The sequence below is a fragment of the Candidatus Accumulibacter necessarius genome, assembly GCF_036625085.1.
Map to the genome: position 1 here is coordinate 525,488 of NZ_JAZKUM010000005.1, position 6,434 is coordinate 531,921.

At 65.7% G+C, this 6,434-nt stretch carries 5 protein-coding genes and 3 pseudogenes; 2 read left to right on the plus strand and 6 right to left on the minus strand.

Features of this window, described 5'->3' with window-relative positions; translation table 11 throughout:
- Nucleotides 1-49: 49 nt before the first annotated feature.
- The 4 genes and pseudogenes from V5B44_RS16320 to V5B44_RS16335 all read right to left on the minus strand — a co-directional run bounded on the left by V5B44_RS16320 (nucleotide 50) and on the right by V5B44_RS16335 (nucleotide 3,316).
- Nucleotides 50-2,014, minus strand: coding sequence for a DNA translocase FtsK (locus V5B44_RS16320; protein ID WP_332360043.1), 1,965 nt, complete (start codon nucleotides 2,012-2,014; stop codon nucleotides 50-52).
- A 27-nt stretch (nucleotides 2,015-2,041) separates the two neighbouring features.
- A pseudogene (locus V5B44_RS16325) lies at nucleotides 2,042-2,119 on the minus strand (hypothetical protein); the annotation flags it as partial.
- Between the two features lie 73 nt (nucleotides 2,120-2,192).
- Nucleotides 2,193-2,585 (minus strand): annotated as a pseudogene (locus V5B44_RS16330) (DNA translocase FtsK 4TM domain-containing protein); the annotation flags it as partial.
- A gap of 23 nt (nucleotides 2,586-2,608) precedes the next feature.
- The gene (locus V5B44_RS16335) at nucleotides 2,609-3,316 is read right to left on the minus strand and encodes a Crp/Fnr family transcriptional regulator (RefSeq protein WP_287697849.1); all 708 of its coding nucleotides are present in this window, start codon (nucleotides 3,314-3,316) and stop codon (nucleotides 2,609-2,611) included.
- 163 nt (nucleotides 3,317-3,479) lie between these two features.
- Here V5B44_RS16335 and trxB point away from each other — a divergent pair, with 163 nt between their 5' ends.
- Nucleotides 3,480-4,445 carry a thioredoxin-disulfide reductase gene (trxB, locus tag V5B44_RS16340; protein WP_287697848.1) on the plus strand — a complete coding sequence of 322 codons (966 nt, stop codon included), beginning with the start codon at nucleotides 3,480-3,482 and terminating at the stop codon, nucleotides 4,443-4,445.
- A 68-nt stretch (nucleotides 4,446-4,513) separates the two neighbouring features.
- The gene (locus V5B44_RS16345) at nucleotides 4,514-5,275 is read left to right on the plus strand and encodes a Smr/MutS family protein (RefSeq protein ID WP_332360044.1); all 762 of its coding nucleotides are present in this window, start codon (nucleotides 4,514-4,516) and stop codon (nucleotides 5,273-5,275) included.
- On the opposite strand, the pseudogene V5B44_RS16350 reads toward V5B44_RS16345, so the two are convergent.
- Nucleotides 5,272-5,613: pseudogene (locus tag V5B44_RS16350) on the minus strand (P-II family nitrogen regulator). The gene V5B44_RS16345 and the pseudogene V5B44_RS16350 sit on opposite strands and share 4 nt — an antisense overlap.
- A gap of 62 nt (nucleotides 5,614-5,675) precedes the next feature.
- Nucleotides 5,676-6,335, minus strand: a complete 660-nt coding sequence (gene nadE, locus V5B44_RS16355; protein ID WP_332360067.1) for an NAD(+) synthase — start codon at nucleotides 6,333-6,335, stop codon at nucleotides 5,676-5,678.
- Nucleotides 6,336-6,434: the final 99 nt, after the last annotated feature.

Here is a 6,434-nt window from a genome sequence, read left to right on the forward strand (position 1 = left end):
CTGGCCGCAAACAGGACGCAGAGGGTCAGGCAAAGCGGCAGGCGCCAGTTCATTCGTCATCCTTGCGCGCGAGAACTTCGCGGCCGCCGCGCGCATCCATGGCCGAAACCAGCCCGGCCTTCTCCATCGCCTCGATGAGGCGGGCGGACCGGTTGTAGCCGATCCGCAGGTGTCGCTGCACGAGCGAGATCGAAGCGCGGCGGTTCTTCAGCACCACCTCGACGGCCTGATCATAGACGGGATCAGCCTCACCATCGGTGTCGAGGCCGCCGTTGTCAGCGCCGCCGGCATCGGCGTCCTCATCGCTACCGCTGCCGATGAGGACCGCGTCGACGTAATCCGGCGCGCCGGTCTTCTTCAGGTGGTCGACCACCCGGTGCACCTCGTCGTCGGCGACGAAGGCACCATGGACACGCGTCGGGTAGCCGGTGCCCGGAGCGAGATAGAGCATGTCACCCTGGCCGAGCAGGGTCTCGGCACCCATCTGGTCGAGGATCGTGCGCGAGTCGATCTTCGACGAGACCTGGAACGAGATGCGGGTCGGGATGTTGGCCTTGATCAGGCCGGTGATGACATCGACCGATGGTCGCTGCGTCGCGAGAATCAGGTGGATTCCCGAGGCGCGGGCCTTCTGGGCGAGGCGGGCGATGAGCTGTTCGACGGTCTTGCCGGCGACCATCATCAGGTCCGCCAGTTCGTCGATGACGACGACGATGTAGGGCAGGGTGCTCAGTGGCTCGGGTGAGTCGGGAGTCAGCGACACCGGATTGGCAATCTTTTCACCATTTCGCGCGGCATCGCGGATGCGCTGGTTGAGACCGGCGATGTTGCGCACTCCCATGGCCGACATCAGCTTGTAGCGCTTGTCCATCTCGCCGACGCACCAGTTGAGCGCGTTGGCGGCCTGTTTCATGTCAACGACGACTGGCGCCAGCAGGTGCGGGATGCCCTCGTAGATCGACAGTTCGAGCATCTTGGGGTCGACCAGGATGAGCCGCACCTGGTCGGGCTCCGACTTGTAGAGCAGCGACAGGATCATCGCGTTGATGCCGACCGACTTGCCGGAACCGGTCGTTCCGGCCACCAGCAGGTGCGGCATCTTGGCCAGGTCGACGACCAGCGGCTGGCCACCGATGTCCTTGCCGAGGGTCATCGTCAGCGGCGAGTTCATGTCGCTGTATTCCTTGCTGGCAATGATCTCCAGCAGGCGAACCGTCTGTCGCTTCGGGTTCGGAAGCTCGAGTGCCATCGACGACTTGCCGGGTACCGTCTCCACCACGCGCACCGAAATGAGCGACAGCGAGCGCGCCAGATCCTTCGCCAGGTTGAGGATCTGGGCGCCCTTGACGCCCACCGCCGGCTCGATTTCGTAGCGTGTGACGACCGGCCCGGGGTAGGCAGCGGTCACGGCGACCTGGACGCCGAAGTCGGCCAGCTTGCGTTCGATCAGCCGCGAGGTGTATTCGACGGTCTCGGGGCTGACGCGGGCACTCTGCGGTGGCGCCGGTTCCAGCAGGTGCAGCGGTGGCAGCATGCCTCCCTCGACTGCCTCCGGGAACAGCGGTGGCTGCCTTTCGCGGTCGATCCGCTTCTCCACTTTCGCTGGCAGGACGCGTGCGGCGGGTGCTGCCGGTTCGCGCCTGGCGACCGGTCCTGTCCGCGTCGTCAGTTGGCAGGGGCGAACTCGCCGCGTCGCCCAGGAAGGGCTCGGCTGGCTCCCTGGTCGATTGACCGGATCGGCCGCCACCGCCGCGCCCAAGACCGGTTCGACCGCAGCGTCGCGACCGCTCTTCGCCGGTCGCGACGCGGTCCGGGCGGCCGCCGGCGGCACCTCTACCGGCGTCGGCTCATGGCTGTCGCCACGCTTCTTCTCGAGTTCGACCACGGCTTCGCGCTCGCGCGCCACCTCGCGACCGATGCGCCGATCCTGCCAGCGTCCGTAGAGGCCGTATATCGCCAGCAGCACGCGCTCGAACAGCGTGCCGACCCGTTCCGCGGCAGTGATCCACGACATGCCGGTGAAGATGCTCCAGCCGAGCAAGAGCATCGCCACCAGTGCCAGGGTGGCGCCCGTGTAGCCGAGGTAGCGGACGGCGAAGGCGCCCAGTTCGATGCCGATGACGCCACCGGGGGCCGACCGGCAGGCTGGCCTTGATGGTGTAGAAGCGCAGCGTCTCGAGGCCGCTGCTGGCGACGATGAGGACGACGAAACCGGCGAGCGAGATCAGCAGCGGCCGTCGGTCGCCGGCGTGCTGTCCCTCGAGCCGGCGGTAGCCCCAGCCGACGGTGACCAGCAGGAGGAGGATCCACCACCATGCCGAGAGGCCGAAGAGGTACAGCAGTACATCGGCCAGCCAAGCGCCGCTGCGCCCGGCCGGGTTGTGCAGCATGCTGCTGTGGACGGCGTGCGACCAAGCGGGATCGGCTCGGTCGTAACCCCAGAGCGAGAGTGCGAGGAAGCTGACGACAACGATCAGGACGAGCCAGCGGGACTCGCGCAGCAGCACGGCGATCTTCTCCGGCAGCGGGCTCGATGTTCGGGACGGGTAGGGGATCCTGCTGCCGAGTTTGCTCAACAATGCCATTGCCGGGTTCTGAAAAATGGCTGTCAGGAGCGCTGGGCGCTGACGGAAGAGGGCGATCGCTTGTCGAGAATGACCGTGCGACCTTCCTCGACACGGAAGTAGCCACGGTTCTCGAGATCCTTCATGACGCGACTGACCATTTCGCGCGAGGCACCGATCATCTTGGCGATGTCCTGTTTGGTCACCCGTTTGCGAATGACGCGCTGGCCGCGCTCTTCCTCGGAGAAATCGAGCAGCAGCTTGGCGACGCGGCCGTAAACGTCGAGCAGCGCCAGGCTCTCGATGTTGCGGTCGGCTTCGCGCAGCCGCTGCACCAGGCTCTTCATGATGTTCAGGCAGAGGTCGAAGTTCTCCGCCAGGCAGCGCTTGAAATCGCCCTTGGTGATCACCAGCAGCTCGCAGGTTTCGGTGGCGACGACATCGGCCGAACGCGGGCTGCCATCGATCAATCCCATTTCACCGAAGAACTCCCCGGGGCCGAGCAGGGTCAGAATCACTTCGCGCCCCTCTTCGTCGCTGTTGAGGACCTTGGCGCCGCCGCTGATCAGGACGTAGAGCGAGTCGGTGCTGTCGCCGGCGCGAACGATCGTCGTCTGGCGTGCGACCCGACGGTGAAAGGCAACCTTGGCGATCTGTTCGAGCTGCGAATCGGGGACGCCGGCAAAAATCGGGATGCTGTGCAGCAGGGTCAGACTGGGGCCTCTTCTGGGCTGTTCGACCTGAGTGTTCATGGGCGATTCTTCCGTCAAGTGAAATGATTTCTATCAAGGGCTTGCGCGCCGATTATAAGGCACTTTGCAGGTTTTCGACGTTAACCGGTGGTCGCGGCCGGAGCAGGCAGGCCAGCGATGGCGGTTATAATTTTCCGCTGACCCCCCAGGAGAGTGACTGAACATGAGCCAGGAAACCCGCCACTGCCGCCTGCTGATCCTCGGATCGGGCCCCGCCGGCTACACTGCCGCCGTCTATGCTGCACGTGCCAACCTGAAGCCGGTGCTGATCACCGGCATGGCGCAGGGCGGGCAGTTGATGACCACGACCGACGTCGACAACTGGCCGGCCGACGCGCAGGGCGTACAGGGCCCCGAACTGATGCAGCGCTTCGAGGAGCACGCCCGGCGCTTCGAGACCGAGATCATCTTCGACCACATCCACACGGCGCACGTCACCGCGAGGCCCTTCACGCTGGTCGGCGACATGGCCACCTACACCTGCGATGCGTTGATCATCGCCACCGGCGCGTCGGCGCAGTACCTGGGGCTGCCGTCCGAGGAGGCGTTCGCCGGGCGCGGGGTGTCCGCCTGCGCGACCTGCGACGGTTTCTTCTACCGCGAACAGCCGGTGGCAGTCATCGGTGGCGGCAACACTGCCGTCGAGGAAGCGCTGTATCTGGCCAACATCGCCAGTCACGTGACGCTGGTGCATCGGCGCGACCGGCTGCGCAGCGAGAAGATCCTGCAGGACAAGCTGTTCGCCCGGGAAAAGGCGGGCAAGGTGACGATTCGCTGGAACTGCACCCTCGACGAGGTCCTCGGCGACCAGTCCGGGGTAACCGGAATCCGGATTCGCAGCAAGCTGACGAACGAGACCGAAGACCTGTCGCTGATGGGGGTCTTCATCGCCATCGGCCACCGGCCGAACACCGAGCTCTTTGCCGGTCAACTGGCGATGGAAGGCGGTTACCTGCTGACGCATGGCGGCCACCAGGGCAACGCCACCGTGACTTCGGTCGCCGGCGTCTTTGCCGCGGGCGACGTGCAGGACCATATCTACCGCCAGGCGTGCACCTCTGCCGGCAGTGGCTGCATGGCGGCGCTCGATGCCGAGCGCTACCTCGACAGCCTCGGCCTGGCGGGCTGAGAGCCCGCCCGTGGCGCTGCCAGGTACCGTGCGCACGTTCGCCAGGGGCATCAGACGCGAGGCCGGCGATGAGTCAGTTCAGTCGTTACAGTCCGGAGGATCGGGCTGCCTTCCTCGCCGCCGTGGACGGTGCGCGGCCCCTGCGGCAGCCCGACCGCGTCAGCCTCGACGGGCCGAAACCAAGTCCGCGGCCGCGGCAGCGCGAGATCGACGAAGCGGCGGTGCTTGCCGAGCTGCTGCATGGTTCGTTGGCCATCGATGACTGGCTCGACCTGGGTGGTGCCGACTCCTTCCTGCGTTGCGGCGTGCCGCGCAGCGTGCTGCGCGACCTGCGTCGGGGCCGCTGGAGCATTCAGGATCACATCGACCTGCACGGACTGAACCGGCAGCAGGCGCATGCCGAAGTGGCGCGCTTCGTCGCCGAGGCACTCAGAGTACCGGCAAGCGTTGCCTGCGCATCGTGCATGGGCGCGGCCACGGCTCGCCGGGGGCGCGAAGCGATCCTGCGGCAGTTGGTCAAGGCCTGGCTGGGTCGTCACCGGGATGTGCTGGCCTTCTGTCACGCGCCGCCGAACGATGGTGGCGACGGTGCCCTCTGGGTGCTGCTGAAGTCAAGCGCAGCCGTCCGCAGGGCCGCCCGGTGGCGATCGGCTGCCGCTGCTCACGCTCCCGCCCAGAGCTTTGCGCAGCCGGCCGCCTACGGCGGCGTCGCTGCATGCGGCGGAAACCCTGCCTTCGCGCTCACCGATCCGTCTGATCCGTCTCGCGTTCGCTCGCGGCTTGCATCCTGGACTGCTCGCGAGACTTCGTCACGACTCGGAGCCGTCTAGATCGCCGACTCGTCGAGTTCGCCGGTCCGGATGCGCACGACCTGTTCGACGTTGCTGACGAAAATCTTGCCGTCGCCGATCTTGCCCGTGCGTGCGGCCTTGACGATCGCATCGATCGCACCCTCGGCAGCAGAATCCGTGACGACCACTCTCGATCTTCACTTTTGGCAGGAAAGTCGACCACATACTCGGCTCCGCGATAGAGCTCGGTGTGGCCTTTCTGGCGACCGAAGCCCTTGACCTCGGTGACGGTCAGGCCGGTGACGCCGATTTCGGACAAGCGCTTCACGCACCTCGTCGAGCTTGAACGGCTTGATGATCGCTTCAATTTTTTTCATGCGTCGGCTCCTGGAAAGATGGGCAAGGAAATCCTATCAGAAATCGCGCACCCGACAAGTGATCAGTATGGGTCACGATAGCGGTTGGTGATCGGGTAACGCCAGTCCTTGCCGAAACCGCGTTGCGTGACCCGGATGCCGACCGGGGCTTGGCGACGCTTGTACTCGCTGATCTTCAGCAGATGAACGACACGTCGCACGTCGGCGGCGGCGAAGCCCTCGGCAATGATCTGGCGCGGGCTGAGGTCCTTCTCCATGTAGGCCTCGACGATGGCGTCGAGCACCGCGTAGGGCGGCAGGTTGTCCTGGTCGGTCTGGTCCGGCCTCAGCTCGGCCGATGGTGGGCGGCTGATGATGCGTTCGGGAATGACATGCGAACAGGTGTTGCGCCAGCGCGAGATGCGATACACGAGGGTCTTGACGATGTCCTTGATGACGGCGAAGCCGCCGGCCATGTCGCCATAGAGGGTGCAGTAGCCGACGGCCATTTCCGATTTGTTGCCGGTCGTCAGCACCAGCGAGCCGGTCTTGTTCGACAGGGCCATGAGGATCATGCCGCGAATGCCGCGCCTGCAGGTTCTCCTCTGTCGTATCCGCCGGCAGGCCGGCGAACTGTCCCTCGAGCATGCCGGCGAGGGTCCTCCATAGCCGGCTGCGATGGCGATCTCGTCATAGCGCACGCCGAGCAGACGCACCATCTCGCGTGCCTCGCTGAGGCTCAGTTCGGCCGTATAGGGGGGATGGCATCATCACCGCCCGCACCTTGTCCGCGCACCGAGCGCATCGACGGCAACGCAGAGGGTGAGCGCCGAATCGATGCC

What these genes read in the sequence shown, in the direction of transcription:
- V5B44_RS16320 (WP_332360043.1), bottom strand. Translation starts at nt 2,014, where the DNA reads ATGTCGTGGATCACTGCCGCGGAACGGGTCGGCACGCTGTTCGAGCGC.
- V5B44_RS16335 (WP_287697849.1), bottom strand. Translation starts at nt 3,316, where the DNA reads ATGAACACTCAGGTCGAACAGCCCAGAAGAGGCCCCAGTCTGACCCTG.
- trxB (WP_287697848.1), top strand. Translation starts at nt 3,480, where the DNA reads ATGAGCCAGGAAACCCGCCACTGCCGCCTGCTGATCCTCGGATCGGGC.
- V5B44_RS16345 (WP_332360044.1), top strand. Translation starts at nt 4,514, where the DNA reads ATGAGTCAGTTCAGTCGTTACAGTCCGGAGGATCGGGCTGCCTTCCTC.